This window comes from Pseudomonas sp. NPDC089408, assembly GCF_044749445.1.
Classification (GTDB): Bacteria; Pseudomonadota; Gammaproteobacteria; order Pseudomonadales; family Pseudomonadaceae; genus Aquipseudomonas.
Genome location: NZ_JBIVHY010000003.1, coordinates 481,505 through 495,672, shown reverse-complemented (window position 1 = coordinate 495,672; position 14,168 = coordinate 481,505). Strand labels below are relative to the sequence as shown.

The 14,168-nt window shown below is 63.0% G+C and carries 13 protein-coding genes; 8 read left to right on the top strand and 5 right to left on the bottom strand.

Annotated elements, in window-relative coordinates; genetic code table 11:
• The first annotated feature begins 179 nt into the window (after positions 1–179).
• The 7 genes from livH to nhaA all read left to right on the top strand — a co-directional run bounded on the left by livH (position 180) and on the right by nhaA (position 7,845).
• Positions 180–1,103 (top strand): high-affinity branched-chain amino acid ABC transporter permease LivH, encoded by a 924-nt coding sequence (livH, locus tag ACIP02_RS08095; RefSeq protein WP_400614991.1) that lies wholly within the window; start codon positions 180–182, stop codon positions 1,101–1,103.
• On the top strand, positions 1,100–2,356 hold the full coding sequence (locus ACIP02_RS08090) for a high-affinity branched-chain amino acid ABC transporter permease LivM (protein WP_400614989.1): 1,257 nt from the start codon (positions 1,100–1,102) through the stop codon (positions 2,354–2,356). Before livH ends, ACIP02_RS08090 begins: the two co-directional genes overlap by 4 nt.
• Positions 2,353–3,120 (top strand): high-affinity branched-chain amino acid ABC transporter ATP-binding protein LivG, encoded by a 768-nt coding sequence (gene livG / locus ACIP02_RS08085; protein ID WP_003254878.1) that lies wholly within the window; start codon positions 2,353–2,355, stop codon positions 3,118–3,120. The genes ACIP02_RS08090 and livG overlap by 4 nt, the downstream gene beginning before the upstream one ends.
• The gene (locus ACIP02_RS08080) at positions 3,121–3,822 is read left to right on the top strand and encodes an ABC transporter ATP-binding protein (RefSeq protein ID WP_003254879.1); all 702 of its coding nucleotides are present in this window, start codon (positions 3,121–3,123) and stop codon (positions 3,820–3,822) included.
• A 173-nt stretch (positions 3,823–3,995) separates the two neighbouring features.
• A complete protein-coding gene (locus ACIP02_RS08075; RefSeq protein ID WP_400614986.1) occupies positions 3,996–4,670 on the top strand; it encodes a COG3650 family protein in 675 nt (224 codons plus the stop codon).
• 103 nt (positions 4,671–4,773) lie between these two features.
• Positions 4,774–6,381, top strand: coding sequence for an NAD(P)/FAD-dependent oxidoreductase (locus ACIP02_RS08070; RefSeq protein ID WP_400614984.1), 1,608 nt, complete (start codon positions 4,774–4,776; stop codon positions 6,379–6,381).
• Positions 6,382–6,669: 288 nt separating this feature from the next.
• Positions 6,670–7,845 (top strand): Na+/H+ antiporter NhaA, encoded by a 1,176-nt coding sequence (gene nhaA, locus ACIP02_RS08065; protein ID WP_400614981.1) that lies wholly within the window; start codon positions 6,670–6,672, stop codon positions 7,843–7,845.
• Between the two features lie 67 nt (positions 7,846–7,912).
• Here the strand turns inward: nhaA and ACIP02_RS08060 are convergent, their stop codons facing one another.
• Positions 7,913–8,377 carry a glycine zipper 2TM domain-containing protein gene (locus ACIP02_RS08060; protein WP_009684613.1) on the bottom strand — a complete coding sequence of 155 codons (465 nt, stop codon included), beginning with the start codon at positions 8,375–8,377 and terminating at the stop codon, positions 7,913–7,915.
• Positions 8,378–8,523: 146 nt separating this feature from the next.
• Here ACIP02_RS08060 and ACIP02_RS08055 point away from each other — a divergent pair, with 146 nt between their 5' ends.
• Entirely contained in the window at positions 8,524–8,757 is a 234-nt protein-coding gene (locus tag ACIP02_RS08055; protein ID WP_400614978.1) for a hypothetical protein, read from the top strand.
• A 131-nt stretch (positions 8,758–8,888) separates the two neighbouring features.
• Here the strand turns inward: ACIP02_RS08055 and pdxH are convergent, their stop codons facing one another.
• The 4 genes from pdxH to ACIP02_RS08035 form a co-directional block, all read right to left on the bottom strand.
• Positions 8,889–9,536 carry a pyridoxamine 5'-phosphate oxidase gene (pdxH, locus tag ACIP02_RS08050; RefSeq protein WP_400614976.1) on the bottom strand — a complete coding sequence of 216 codons (648 nt, stop codon included), beginning with the start codon at positions 9,534–9,536 and terminating at the stop codon, positions 8,889–8,891.
• Positions 9,537–9,554: 18 nt separating this feature from the next.
• A complete protein-coding gene (locus ACIP02_RS08045; RefSeq protein ID WP_400614974.1) occupies positions 9,555–10,532 on the bottom strand; it encodes an OmpA family protein in 978 nt (325 codons plus the stop codon).
• A 99-nt stretch (positions 10,533–10,631) separates the two neighbouring features.
• A complete protein-coding gene (locus tag ACIP02_RS08040; RefSeq protein ID WP_400614971.1) occupies positions 10,632–11,777 on the bottom strand; it encodes a serine hydrolase domain-containing protein in 1,146 nt (381 codons plus the stop codon).
• A gap of 133 nt (positions 11,778–11,910) precedes the next feature.
• Positions 11,911–14,145 carry a beta-galactosidase gene (locus ACIP02_RS08035; RefSeq protein WP_400614969.1) on the bottom strand — a complete coding sequence of 745 codons (2,235 nt, stop codon included), beginning with the start codon at positions 14,143–14,145 and terminating at the stop codon, positions 11,911–11,913.
• Between the last annotated feature and the right edge of the window lie 23 nt (positions 14,146–14,168).

The following is a 14,168-nucleotide window of genomic DNA, read 5'->3' as shown; positions in this document are numbered from 1 at the left end:
CTAAATAGCTGACCGTAGAAGCCCACTGTGCGAGCAGTGGGCTTTGTTTTACGAGGTTCATGGGCCTGATCCCCGCGATCCGGGGGCCGACCCACCTGAAAATCTTAAAACCGTCACCCGCGGTTTCCTGGCCTTACCCCCGCCAGCGAAATGCAAATCAGGTTTTTAGGAGCGCTGTAATGCCTGAGATCTACCATTTCTTCCAACAACTGGTTAATGGATTGACCATCGGCAGCACCTATGCCTTGATCGCCATCGGTTACACGATGGTGTACGGCATCATTGGCATGATCAACTTCGCCCACGGCGAGGTGTACATGATCGGTTCCTACGTGGCCTTCATCGCCCTGGCGGGCCTGGCCATGATGGGTATCCATTCGCTGCCGATCCTGATGACCGTCGCCTTCGCCGCGACCATCTGTGTCACCAGTGCCTATGGCTACAGCATCGAACGGGTTGCCTACCGCCCCTTGCGCAACAGCAACCGCCTTATCCCGCTGATTTCCGCCATCGGCATGTCGATCTTCCTGCAGAACACGGTCTTGCTGTCGCAAGACTCCAAGGACAAGTCCATCCCCAACCTGATCCCCGGCAGCTTCTCGTTCGGCCCAGGTGGTGCGGAGGAGGTCCTGGTTTCCTACATGCAGATCCTGGTGTTCGTGGTCACCCTGGTGGCCATGACCCTGCTCACCCTGTTCATCTCCCGTTCCCGCCTGGGCCGCGCCTGCCGCGCCTGCGCCGAGGACATCAAGATGGCCAACCTGCTGGGCATCAACACCAACAACATCATCGCCCTCACCTTCGTCATCGGTGCCGCCCTGGCCGCCGTGGCGGCCGTGCTGCTGAGCATGCAGTACGGGGTGATCAACCCCAACGCCGGTTTCCTGGTGGGCCTGAAGGCCTTCACCGCGGCGGTATTAGGTGGCATCGGCAGTATCCCGGGCGCCATGCTCGGCGGGCTGGTGCTGGGCGTGGCCGAAGCGTTTGGCGCCGATATCTTCGGCGACCAGTACAAGGACGTGGTGGCATTCGGCTTGTTGGTTCTTGTCCTGCTATTCCGGCCGACCGGCATTCTGGGCCGCCCGGAGGTTGAAAAAGTATGAACAGAAATCTCAAACAGGCGTTCTTCAGCGCCTTGCTGGTCTGGGCCGTGGCCTTCCCGGTGCTGGGCCTGAAACTGAGCATCGACGGCATCAGCTTGGTGGTGCACAGCCAGGGCTCGTTCACCATCAGCATCATTGCCGTGTGTTCGGTGCTGATGTTCCTGCGTGTGCTGTTCGACCGGCAGTGGAGCGCGGTGATGGGCCGCCGTTCGGATCGCAAGCTGATCCCGCCGGCTGTCAGCAACTACCTGACCCTGCCGAAAACCCAGCGTTACGTGATCATCGGCCTGATTGTTGCCGCCCTGGTGTGGCCGTTCTTCGGTTCGCGCGGTGCAGTCGACATTGCCACGCTGATTCTGATCTACGTGTTGCTGGGCTTGGGCCTGAACATCGTGGTCGGCCTGGCGGGCCTGCTCGACCTCGGTTATGTCGGCTTCTACGCCGTGGGTGCCTACAGCTACGCCATGCTCTCGCACTACCTGGGCTGGAGCTTCTGGGTGTGCCTGCCGATCGCCGGCCTGATGGCCGCTACGTTCGGCTTCCTGCTCGGGTTCCCGGTGCTGCGCCTGCGCGGCGACTACCTGGCGATCGTGACCCTCGGCTTCGGCGAGATCATCCGCCTGTTCCTGCGTAACCTCACCGACTGGACCGGCGGCCCCAACGGCATCAGCAACATCCCCAAGCCGGAGTTCTTCGGCCTGACCTTCGAGCGCAAGGCCGCCGAGGGGATGCAGACCTTCCACGAGTTCTTCGGGCTGCAATACAACTCGATCAACAAGGTCATCTTCCTCTACCTGGTCGCCCTGCTGCTGGCCCTGCTGGCGCTGTTCGTGATCAACCGCCTGCTGCGCATGCCGATCGGCCGTGCCTGGGAAGCGCTGCGTGAAGACGAGATCGCCTGCCGTGCGCTGGGCCTCAACCCGACCATCATCAAACTCTCGGCGTTCACCCTGGGTGCCTGCTTCGCCGGTTTCGCCGGCAGCTTCTTCGCCGCGCGCCAAGGCCTGGTGACGCCGGAGTCGTTCACCTTCATCGAGTCGGCGATCATCCTCGCCATCGTCGTGCTCGGCGGCATGGGCTCACAGCTGGGCGTGATTCTTGCGGCCATCGTGATGATCCTGCTGCCCGAGCTGATGCGTGAGTTCAGCGAGTACCGCATGTTGATGTTCGGTGCGCTGATGGTGTTAATGATGATCTGGCGTCCGCAGGGCCTGCTGCCTATGCAACGTCCACACATGGAGCTGCGTCGATGAGCCGCGAAATTCTGCAAGTCAGCGGCCTGAGCATGCGCTTCGGCGGCTTGTTGGCGGTCAACGGCGTGGCCCTGACCGTCAAGGAAAAACAGGTCGTTGCGCTGATCGGCCCGAACGGCGCCGGTAAAACCACCGTGTTCAACTGCCTGACCGGCTTCTACAAGCCCAGCGGCGGCACCATTCTGCTCGATGGCCAACCGATCCAGGGCCTGGCCGGCCACCAGATCGCCCGCAAGGGCGTGGTGCGGACTTTCCAGAACGTGCGCCTGTTCAAGGAAATGACCGCGCTGGAAAACCTGCTGATCGCCCAGCACCGCCACCTCAACACCAACTTCTTCGCCGGCCTGTTCAAGACCCCGAGCTTCCGCCGCAGCGAGAAGGAGGCCATGGAACGCGCGCAGTACTGGTTGGAGAAGGTCAACCTGACCGAGTTCGCCAACCGTACCGCCGGTACCCTCGCCTACGGCCAGCAACGCCGCCTGGAAATCGCCCGCTGCATGATGACCCAGCCTCGCATCATCATGCTCGACGAGCCGGCTGCCGGCCTGAACCCGAAGGAAACCGAAGACCTCAAAGCACTGATCGCCTACCTGCGTGAGTCGCACAACGTCACCGTGCTGCTGATCGAGCATGACATGAAGCTGGTGATGAGCATTTCCGACCATATCGTGGTGATCAACCAGGGTACCCCCCTGGCCCACGGCACGCCGGAAGAGATCCGCGACAACCCTGATGTGATCAAAGCCTACCTGGGGGAAGCGTAAATGCTGAAGTTCGAAAACGTTTCCACCTTCTACGGCAAGATCCAGGCGCTGCACAGCGTCAACGTGGAAATCAACCAGGGCGAAATCGTCACCCTGATCGGCGCCAACGGTGCCGGCAAGTCGACCTTGCTGATGACCCTGTGCGGCTCGCCGCAAGCACACAGCGGCAGCATCAAGTACCTGGGTGAAGAACTGGTCGGCCAGCCGTCCTCGCACATCATGCGCAAGAGCATCGCGGTGGTGCCGGAAGGCCGCCGTGTGTTCGCCCGCCTGACCGTTGAGGAAAACCTGGCGATGGGCGGTTTCTTCACCGACAAGGGTGACTACCAGGAACAGCTGGACAAGGTGTTGCAGCTGTTCCCGCGCCTGAAGGAGCGCTATATCCAGCGTGGCGGCACCATGTCCGGTGGCGAGCAGCAAATGCTCGCCATTGGCCGGGCGCTGATGAGCAAGCCCAAGCTGCTGCTGCTCGACGAGCCCTCGCTGGGCCTGGCGCCAATCATCATCCAGCAGATCTTCGACATCATCGAACAGCTGCGCCGCGACGGCGTGACGGTGTTCCTGGTGGAGCAGAACGCCAACCAGGCCCTGAAGATCGCTGACCGGGCGTATGTGCTGGAGAACGGTCGGGTGGTGATGCAGGGGACCGGTGAGGCATTGTTGACCGACCCGAAGGTGCGCGACGCGTATCTGGGTGGTTGATTGGAAAGGGCCTTCGGGCCCTTTCCTTTTTCCTGCCAGAATGTAGAGCCTGTGCCGGCCTCTTCGCGGGTTCACCCGCGAAAGGGCCGGCACTGGCAACCATTAACTTGTGATCCACCACCAGCCTGCGTAACGTGGCCAGCTTTCACGGCAAAGATCCCGGAGCCCGCCCCATGCGCCTTACCCCCACCCTGCTGCTCACCGCCCTGCTGCCCCTGTTCGCCGGCTGCCAGCTGATGGCTGACGCCCCCAGCGACCCGAACATCGGCACCACGCGCATGCAGGGCGAACTGCGCGCCGCAGGCGGCCAGTTGCTGTTCAAGCCGTGCAGCGAGAACCGTACCTTCGTGATCAACGACGTCGGCGCCACCGGTATTTTGCAAGAAGCCGCCAACCTCGCCAAGGACGCCAACGACAAACTGTTCGCCGACGTCCGTGGCCACCTCACCGGCAGCAAGCAGGCCAACAATGACGGCCAGCTGGAAGTCCGCCGGCTGTACCGCCTGGAGCCTTCCGCCCGGGCCTGTGAAGACCCCAATTTCAAGCAGCTGACCCTGCGCGCCAGCGGCCATGAACCAGACTGGGACATCAAGGCCAGCGGCAAGGGCATGGTCCTCAACCGTGTCGACCAGGCGCCATTGCCCCTGCCGTTCCTCGAAGAAGAAGTGCCCGGCGGCGGCCTGACCCTGACCAGCGAAGCCAACGGCCAGCATGTGGAGCTGTGGGTCGCCCCACAACGCTGCGTCGACAGCATGAGCGGCGCCGTCCGCCACCTGCGCGCCGAACTGCGCATCGACGGCAAGACCCTGCAAGGCTGCGGTTACTACGGCGGCGCACGCGACAACTGATCGCCGGGCGCTTTTATCCTGCCAGTCAGGGCGGTGAACAGCTTATACTTGGCGGTTTGTGTAAAGCCGCCGGCCGCCCATGGCCGGGATACTGGACCCTGCCATGCTACGAATCACCGAACTGAAGCTGCCCCTGGACCACCCCGACGAAGCGCTGCGTGAAGCCATCGTCCAGCGCCTGGGCATCCGCGACGAGCAACTGCTCAGCTTCAACCTGTTCAAGCGCAGCTACGATGCGCGCAAGAAGAACAGCGAACTGCTGTTCATCTACACCATCGACCTGGAAGCCAGCAACGAAGCCGAACTGCTCGGCAAGTTCGCCGACGATCGCAACATCGGCCCGGCCCCGGACGTCACCTACAAGTTCGTTGGCCAGGCCCCGGCCGACCTGCAGGAGCGCCCGATCGTGGTCGGCTTTGGCCCGTGCGGCATCTTTGCCGGCCTGCTGCTGGCACAAATGGGTTTCAAACCGATCATCCTCGAACGCGGCAAGGAAGTGCGCCAACGCACCAAGGACACCTGGGGCCTGTGGCGCAAAAGCGTGCTCAACCCCGAGTCCAACGTGCAGTTCGGCGAAGGCGGCGCCGGTACCTTCTCCGACGGCAAGTTGTACAGCCAGATCAAGGACCCGCAGCACCACGGCCGCAAGGTGCTGGAAGAGTTCGTCAAGGCTGGCGCGCCAGACGAGATCCTGTACATCAACAAACCGCACATCGGCACCTTCCGCCTGACCGGCATGGTCGAGCAGATGCGTCAGGACATGATCGCCATGGGCGCTGAAGTGCGCTTCCAGGAGAAGGTCACCGACCTGCTGACTGATAACGGCCAACTGACCGGCGTGGTGCTGGAAAGCGGCGAGCGTCTGCATTCGCGCCATGTGGTTCTGGCCCTGGGTCACAGCGCCCGCGACACCTTCCGCATGCTGCACGCCAAGGGCGTGTTCATGGAAGCCAAGCCGTTCTCGGTGGGCTTCCGTATCGAGCACCCGCAAACGCTGATCGACAAGGCGCGCCTGGGCAAGTACGCCGGCCACCCGAAACTCGGCGCGGCCGACTACAAGCTGGTGTATCACGCCAAGAACGGCCGCTCGGTGTACAGCTTCTGCATGTGCCCGGGCGGCACCGTGGTTGCCGCCACCAGCGAGCCTGGCCGGGTGGTGACCAACGGCATGAGCCAGTACTCCCGTAACGAGCGCAACGCCAACTCCGGCATCGTCGTCGGCATCGACCCCGAGCGCGACTACCCGGGTGGCCCGCTGGCTGGTATCGAACTGCAGGAGCGCCTGGAGGCCCACGCCTATGTGATGGGTGGCAGCAACTACCAGGCACCGGCGCAGCTGGTGGGCGACTTTGTCGCTGGCCGGCCATCGACCGCGCTGGGTAGCGTAGAGCCGTCCTACAAGCCGGGCGTGACCCTGGGTGACCTGGCACCGAGCCTGCCGGACTTCGCCATTGAGGCAATCCGCGAAGCACTGCCGGCGTTCGACCGGCAGATCAAGGGCTACAACCTGCATGATGCGGTGTTGACCGGGATCGAGACGCGTACGTCGTCGCCGTTGCGGATTACCCGTGGTGAGGATTACCAGAGTTTGAACATGAAGGGACTGTTCCCGGCGGGTGAAGGGGCTGGTTATGCGGGCGGGATCCTGTCGGCGGGCGTCGATGGCATCCGGATTGCCGAGGCGGTGGCGCGGGATATGCTCGGCCTTTGATCCCTTTTTGCCTGCCGGGGCCTCTTCGCGGGTAAACCCGCTCCTACATCGTCCGTTGTAGGAGCGGGTTTACCCGCGAAGAGGCCCCGGCAGGCATCAGAATTATCCAACCTCAACACCAGACTTCTCCTCCCCCCATCCCTCCCCATTTGCATCTAGGCTTGCAACAGCCCAGCCAGCAACACCATATAACAAAAACGAATATAGTTTTTGTTTTAATGCATATCATCACAGGCTAGGGTGTACGCCCGTTCCATTCGTAAACTGCTCATGGAGAGCCTATAGCCCGTGCGTAGCCTGTTTACCCGTTTCTTCCAGCTCGAAGCCGCCAGCGGCCTGCTGCTGATCGCCGCCGCCGTATTGGCCCTGGTCATCAACAATTCGCCACTGTCCTACCTGTACAGCGGCCTGCTCGACGTTCCCGTCGCCGTTCAGGTCGGCGCACTGAACATCGCCAAACCGTTGCTGCTGTGGATCAACGACGGCCTGATGGCCCTGTTCTTCCTGCTGATCGGCCTTGAGGTCAAACGCGAGGTGGTCGACGGCCACCTGTCCAAACCCTCGCAGATCGTGCTGCCTGCCACGGCCGCGATCGGCGGCATGGTGGTGCCGGCGCTGATCTACTGGTTCATCAACCGCGAAGACCCCGCCGCCGTGGCCGGCTGGGCGATCCCCACGGCCACCGACATCGCCTTCGCCCTCGGCGTGCTGGCCCTGTTGGGCAAGCGCGTGCCGGTGTCGCTGAAGCTGTTCCTGATGACCCTGGCGATCATTGACGACCTGGGCGCGATCATCGTCATCGCCCTGTTCTACTCCGGCACCCTGTCGAGCATATCGCTGCTGCTGGCTGCGGCTTGTCTGGTGGTGCTGGTGGCCATGAACCGGCTGGGCGTGGTCAAGCTCGGCCCGTACATGGTCATTGGCCTGATCTTGTGGGTCTGCGTGCTCAAGAGCGGCGTGCATGCCACCCTGGCCGGTGTCGCCCTGGCCTTGTGTATCCCGCTGCGCACACGCAACGCCGAATCTTCGCCACTGTTGGCGCTGGAACATGCCCTGCACCCATGGGTGGCCTACGCCATCCTGCCGCTGTTCGCCTTTGCCAATGCCGGCGTTTCGCTGGCCGGCATGTCCCTGGACAGCTTCACCCACCCCGTGCCAATGGGCATCACGGTTGGCCTGCTGCTGGGCAAGACCGTGGGGGTTTTCGGCCTGACCTGGCTGGCGGTCAAGCTGCGCCTCGCCGCACTGCCTGCGGGTGCTGGCTGGGGGCAATTGCTGGGGGTGGCGATACTCTGCGGCATTGGCTTCACCATGAGCCTGTTCGTTGGCTCGCTGGCCTTTGTCCCGGGCAGCAGTGACTACGCCGGCATGGACCGCATGGGCATCCTGACCGGCTCGTTCTTCGCGGCTGTAATCGGCTATGCCGTCACCGCCATGGCCAGCCGCAAGAACATCACCGGCTGACGTGGCTGACGCATAAAAAACCCCGACTGGCGCAAGCCAGTCGGGGTTTTGTTTTACTGCGCTACGGTCAGTGCGAGACGCGGCTGGTACCGTCAACGGTCATGATGCGCACACGGTCGCCAACGCGGAAGATTTCATTCTCCTGCACGGCCTGCACATAGGCACGCATGCTGCCGTCGTCTTCACGCACAGTGATTTCGACGCCTTGGGTGCGGGTCAGGCCTTCTTCAGCAGCGGAACCGGCCAGGCCACCGGCCACGGCACCGATTACTGCGGCAACGATGCTGCCACGGCCACCACCCACGGCACTGCCGGCAACGCCACCGACGATAGCGCCAGCACCACCGCCGATCGGGGTCTTGGTACCCTCGATCTTGACCGGACGCAGGGATTCGATGGTGCCCATACGTACGGTTTGCACGCGGCGGGCCTCATCACGGGAGTAGCTGTCACCGGTCAGGCTTGAGGCGCAGCCCCCCAGCAGCAGCGACATGGTGGTAAAGGTTGCCACCAGCAAAGCGGATTTACGCATGGGTAAAGTCTCCATAAGTCAGGTGCTTATTAGACGCTGCACATTGACGGCTGTCACGGTACAAACCTAATAAAATTGTTTTCATTCAGCCGGGGTACAGCCAGTACAGCTGTGCCATGGCGCTTCAATTGAGACCAAGGATAGCCATGGATTACTTCATCGTTGTGGTTACAACCGTTGCCGGGTTGTATTTCCACGGGTGGTTATATGTGCGCATGCGCCGCTGGATGGACCGTGACCTGGCATTGTCGCTGGCGGGGACGGACCCGGGGAAGCGGGAATTTATGCTGAAGAGGCTGGAGCAGGCGCGGGTGGAGAAGGTGAAGCGCAAGGAACTGGCGGGGTGGTTGGAGCGGGAGGCGGCGGGGTATTCGGGGTAACTTTAGAGATTGCTGGGGCCGCGTTGCGGCCCTATCGCGACGCAAGGCCGCTCCTACAAGTTGCCGGATGCGCGATCCCATGTAAGAGCGGCCTTGTGTCGCGACAGGACCGCGCAGCGGTCCCGGCGACATCAGGGTGCCAGCCGCTCGCGCAGCCACTGCCCATCAACCGACCGATAGTTCAGCCGGTCATGCAAACGACTCGCGCGCCCCTGCCAGAACTCGATACGCTCAGGCAACAACCGGTAGCCGCCCCAATGCTCCGGGCAATGCGGCTGGGTATCCGAGAACCGCGCTTCGGTGGCCTTGACCAAGCCCTCCAGCTCCTCTCGCCCGGCAATCACCCGGCTCTGCGGCGACGCCCAGGCACCCAGGCGGCTACCCAGCGGGCGCACCTGGTAGTAGTCGTCCGACTCCTTGGCCGAAACCTTGACCACCCGCCCCTCGATACGCACCTGACGCTCCAGCGCCGGCCAGAAAAAGGTCATGGCTGCAAACGGGTTGGCCTGCAGTTGCTGGCCCTTGGCGCTGTCGTAGTTGGTGAAGAAGGTGAACCCCTGCTCATCGAGCCCCTTCAGCAGCAAAACACGGCAATGCGGGCGGCCTTCGCCGTCCACGGTGGCCAGGGTCATGGCGTTGGCTTCCACCGGTGCCTGCTCGGTTTTCACCGCATCGGCAAACCACTGGTGGAACAGGGCAAACGGCTCGCCCGGCGCCTGGGCTTCAGCCAGGCCATCACGGGTGTAGTCGCGGCGCATATCGGCCAGGGATTGGGTCATTACTGCGTTCCTTGACGATCAGTTGGTCTTCGCAGGGCTGTTGGCAGCTACTTTTTTATCAGCGGTAGCTTTTTTGGCGGCCGGCTTGGCTGGCGCGGCTTTTTTCTTGGCGGCCGCCTTTGCAGGCGCCTTGGCCTTGGCTACCGGCTTTTTCGCCGCAGGCTTGGCAGCTGGCTTGCTGTCGGCGGACTTGGCGGCGGGTGCCTTGGCATCCTGTACCGCTACCATGGAAGCCGGGACGGGTGCCGGCGCAGCCTGCTGGTACTTGGCCAGCAGTGCGACCATGGTGTTTTGCGGGGTGAGCAGCATTTCCACGCGACGGTTAAGGGCACGGCCCTCGGCGCTGTCGTTGGCGGCACGTGGCATCACCGAACCCATACCCTTGAGGGTCAGGCGGTCACGCTGCAGGCCACTGAGGCGGAAGATGGCCGACACCGAAGCGGCGCGCTCCAGGCTGAGCTTCTGGTTGGCAGCAGCGGCACCACTGGTGTCGGCATGGCCCAGTACCAGCACGGCAGTCTTCGGGTCGCCTTCGACCGTCTTGGCCACGCGGGTGATCGGGCCGAGGGTCATGGGCAGCAGCATGTTCGGGCGGTCCGGGTTATACGAGCTGTCCACCGGGATGGTCACGGCCAGTACGTTATCGCGGCGCTCCAGCTCCAGCTTACTGTCCTTGATCGCTTCGCGCAGCTTGGGCTCGTACTCGTCCAGCCAGGCCTGGGTTGCCTTCTGGTCGATCTTTGGTACCACTGGCCCCTTGGCTTGCTTTTCATCGCCGCCGAACGGCCACCACCAGCGGCTGGCGCTTTCGGATTTGGCGTCGGCCTTGGCCACTTTTTCAGTAACGGCTGCCTTCACTTCCTGCTCGGCGACCTTGTCCGAACCGAAAGGCCACCAGCTGGAACCGCCCTCCTTGGCGCCCTGCGGGGAGTGGCTGGCGCAACCGGTAACGGCGGTCAGGCACAGGGCGAGTGCTAAGGTTTTATGTGAAGACATCAGCGATACACCATGAAATAGAAAGATATTTTGCCTAGGCACTTCAGGCGTTGGCATTGAGGATAGTCAAAGGGGTGGGGCAATACCCGCATTACCCGATCAAAGGCAACTGGCAAGGACACGCACCAGTTTTTGCGCACGCGGGTCCATGAGTACATACGGGCCGAGGGTATTGACCACGAAACCGAAGGCCACATCGTGCTCCGGGTCGGCAAAGCCGACCGAGCCACCGGCACCGGGGTGGCCGAAGGCGCGGGCGCCCAGGCCAAAGGTGGCGTTAGCCACGTCAGGCTGGTCAAGCATGCAGCCCAGGCCGAAACGGGTCTGGGTGAGCAAGGTGCGGTCCTGGCCGAGGCTGTGCTCGCGGGTCAACTCATCAAGCAGTTCGGATTCGAGCAGGCTGCCATCCAGCAGGCCGGCATAGAAGCCCGCCAGGCTGCGGGCGTTGCCATGGCCGTTGGCCGCAGGCTGCTGCATGCGCCGCCATTCCGGCTTGTTGGTGCTGGTCAGGATCGCTGGCGGGTTGGTGAAGGCACGGGTCGACAGGGCCTCGGGCTCGCGCATGGTCACCTGCAGCAAGCGCTGTGCGGCGGCATCGCCGGGGTTGCCCTTGCCACGGGCGATGTGCGCCACGCGGTCGAAGTCTTCGTCGGCCAGGCCAACATGGAAATCCAGCCCCAGCGGGCGAGCGGTGCGGGCCACGATCGAGTCACCGGGGCCACGGCCATCGGCACGACGTATCAGTTCGCCGATCAGCCAGCCGTAAGTGATAGCCGCATAACCGTGTTCTGTGCCAGGTGTCCACCATGGCGTCTCGGCCGCCAGGGCATCGACCATGGTCTGCCAGTCATACAGGGCTTCAGCCGGCAGCAGCTCACGAATGGCCGGCAGGCCGGCACGGTGGCTGAGCAACTGACGCAAGGTGATCGACTGCTTGCCGGCCTGGGCGAACTCGGGCCAGAAGTTGGCCACTGGGGCATCGAGGGCCAGCTTGCCCTCGCCAACCAGCTGTAACGCGGTAACAGCGGTAAAGGTCTTGGTGCAGGAAAACAGGTTGGCGATGGTGTCGCTGTGCCAGGCCTGCTGGCCGTCCTTGTCGGCACTGCCGGCCCACAGGTCGACAACAGTCTCGCCGCCAACCTGGATGCACAGCGCGGCGCCACGCTCCTGGGGATCATCGAACAGCGCGGCAAAGGCTTCGCGCACGGCTTCGAACTTCAGCTCATAGTGACCCTGGATCTGCACCCGCTGCTCTCCGTACGACCATATTCAAAAAAGGTGTGCATTGTTTCAGTAGTTTGGCGTTTTGCAAACTGGCTTGGGCTGGGTGGTCGCGATGAATGGTGCTCCCACAAAAGCAAACGGCGTCAGCCTGTAATCAGGGCGCCGGTTTTTCCAGCTCGGTGCGCAGCTGGGCCATGGTTTGCAAATTGCTCTTGCGCACGGCATCGACAAAGCCCGGGTACGGCATGTCGGTGATCGCCACCAGCCCGAGGTGGCCGTTCTCGCCGTCGAGCAGACGGCCGCTGGCCGGCTGGTCGAGGTACTGGAACCAGTGCGCGCCGACGATCATCGGCTGCTCAAGCGCTGCCTTGAGGAAATTGCCATAGGCCGGGCCACGGTCTTCTTCGCGCACCAACTCCAGCGGCCCGGGCCAGAACGGCCCGCGATCACGCGAGCCAAACTGGAACTCGGACACCAGCACGGGCTTGTCCAGCTCGGCCAGACGGGTGAAGTCGTAGCCGTCCTGCGGCTTGAGGGTGTAGAAATTGAAGCTGAGCACATCACAGAACTCGGCGCAGGCCTTGACGGCCTCCGGCGTGCTGACGGCATAACGACCACCCAGCAACAAGTGGTTGGGTGCATGCCACTTCAATGCATCAGAAATGGTCTTGAAGTAGGTTTCGGCAAATACCTGCTGGAAATGCTGGTAGTCACGCTCGATTTCCGGATGTTCCGGGCTGGGCAGTGGCGCTTCGAAGCCCGGGTCTTCCATCAGTTCCCAGGCAGTCAGTTCGATGCCCCAGGCCTTGGACAGCCCCTCCTGGTTGCGGTACTTGTCGCGCAACTGCTTGAGGAAAGCGCGCTTGGCCGGCACGTCGGTGGTCAGGCGCAAGGTGCCGTAGGCCAGGCCATAACGGGCCTTGGGGTCGTCACCCGGTGCAGCCCAGGCCAGCTCGTTGTCGGCGAAATAGCCAATCAGCCAAGGGTCATCACGGTGATCGCGGGCGGCGATGGCCACGGCACGTTCGGTAGCCATGGCAAAGCGCGGGTCGAACGGGTCGGGCATGCGGCCCCACCAGTCCATGCCAGTGCTGATGCTGGCGTAATCGCCAACGATCGACAGCGGCAAGGTATATGGCATACGCCTGGCCTGGTCGAGGGCTGGCTCACTCCAGTTACCAAGGGTGTTGAAACCCCATGCCTGCAAACGGTCAAGTGCATGCGCCTGCCAGCGTGCTGCATCCAGCGCCAGCGGTGGGCAAGCGGCCGGCTGCCCTTCTACCGGAGGCGGGCAGGGTTTGCCATAGGTACGCTGCAGGTTGGCGGCATAGAAGTCGAACCAGCGCCCTTTCTTGAAATTGCGCCCTTGCGACGAGGTGTTGCCATCGTCGTTGTTGCCTTCGCCATAGAACGCGGCCAGTGCATCACCCTCACCCGGCAATGCCTTGAACATGGTTTCGCGACCGGCGGTGTAGGTACGCCCGCCGTCGGCTGCCACGGCATTCACCCCCAGCGAGTAGAACGGGTGCCCTTCCGGCGTTACCAGGTACCAGCGGCCATCGCGTTTTTCGGTACGGAAGAAGCCCTTGGCCGCAAACGCCGGCCCGGCCACCAGGCCACCATAGGCATCCAGATGCTGCTTGCCACGCTCTGCCAGCCAACCCTTGAGCTGCTGTTGCTCACGGCTATCGGCTGCCTTGAGCTGGTCGTCATTGGTAACCTTCTCGGGCCAGTTGCCACGGGTGGATTGGCCGTACGCATCGATCAATTCGTGATAGGCCGCCTTGTAGGCCTGGTCGTCGTCCTGGATACCCACCCGCTCGATCAGCAGGTTCTGCGCGACCTTGGGGTTGGGGATGCTGAGGCTGATCGAGGCCACCTGCTTGAGGTCGACCGCACCAGCGCTGCTGGTCAGCAACAGGCGCTGGCCAGCATGGTTCCAGGGCATCGGTGGGCCGGCGCGCATGCCCTGGCTGAGTGGTGAACTGGCCGTCAGCGGCACCATCACGGTTTGCGCGGGGCCGGCCGGCAGGTCGATACGGCTGGTCAAGGTACGGCCATCGCTACCTTGCACCGTAACATCCACGGTCAGCGCCCAGTCCATGGCACTTTGCAGGCGCATGGTGAGGAACTGCCCGCTGGACCAGTCCCAGACCCCACCTTGCGGGCTCAGGCGCAGGGTCGGCCGCTGGGCGGGGTTGAACACCACACGCCGCAACACCTCGCCTTCAGCCGTTTGCTCCGCGTTGTACTGCGGCATGCCGGCATCCTCGGTCGCCACATTGACCACCGAGGCCGGGCGCACGAAGCTGAACAGCGTCTGCTGCCCGGCCAGCAAGGGCGAGCTGAACAACAGGGCGAAAACGGCAGGCAAGGTACGGCGGACCATAAGGCTGAGGCTCTCCTTCAGGG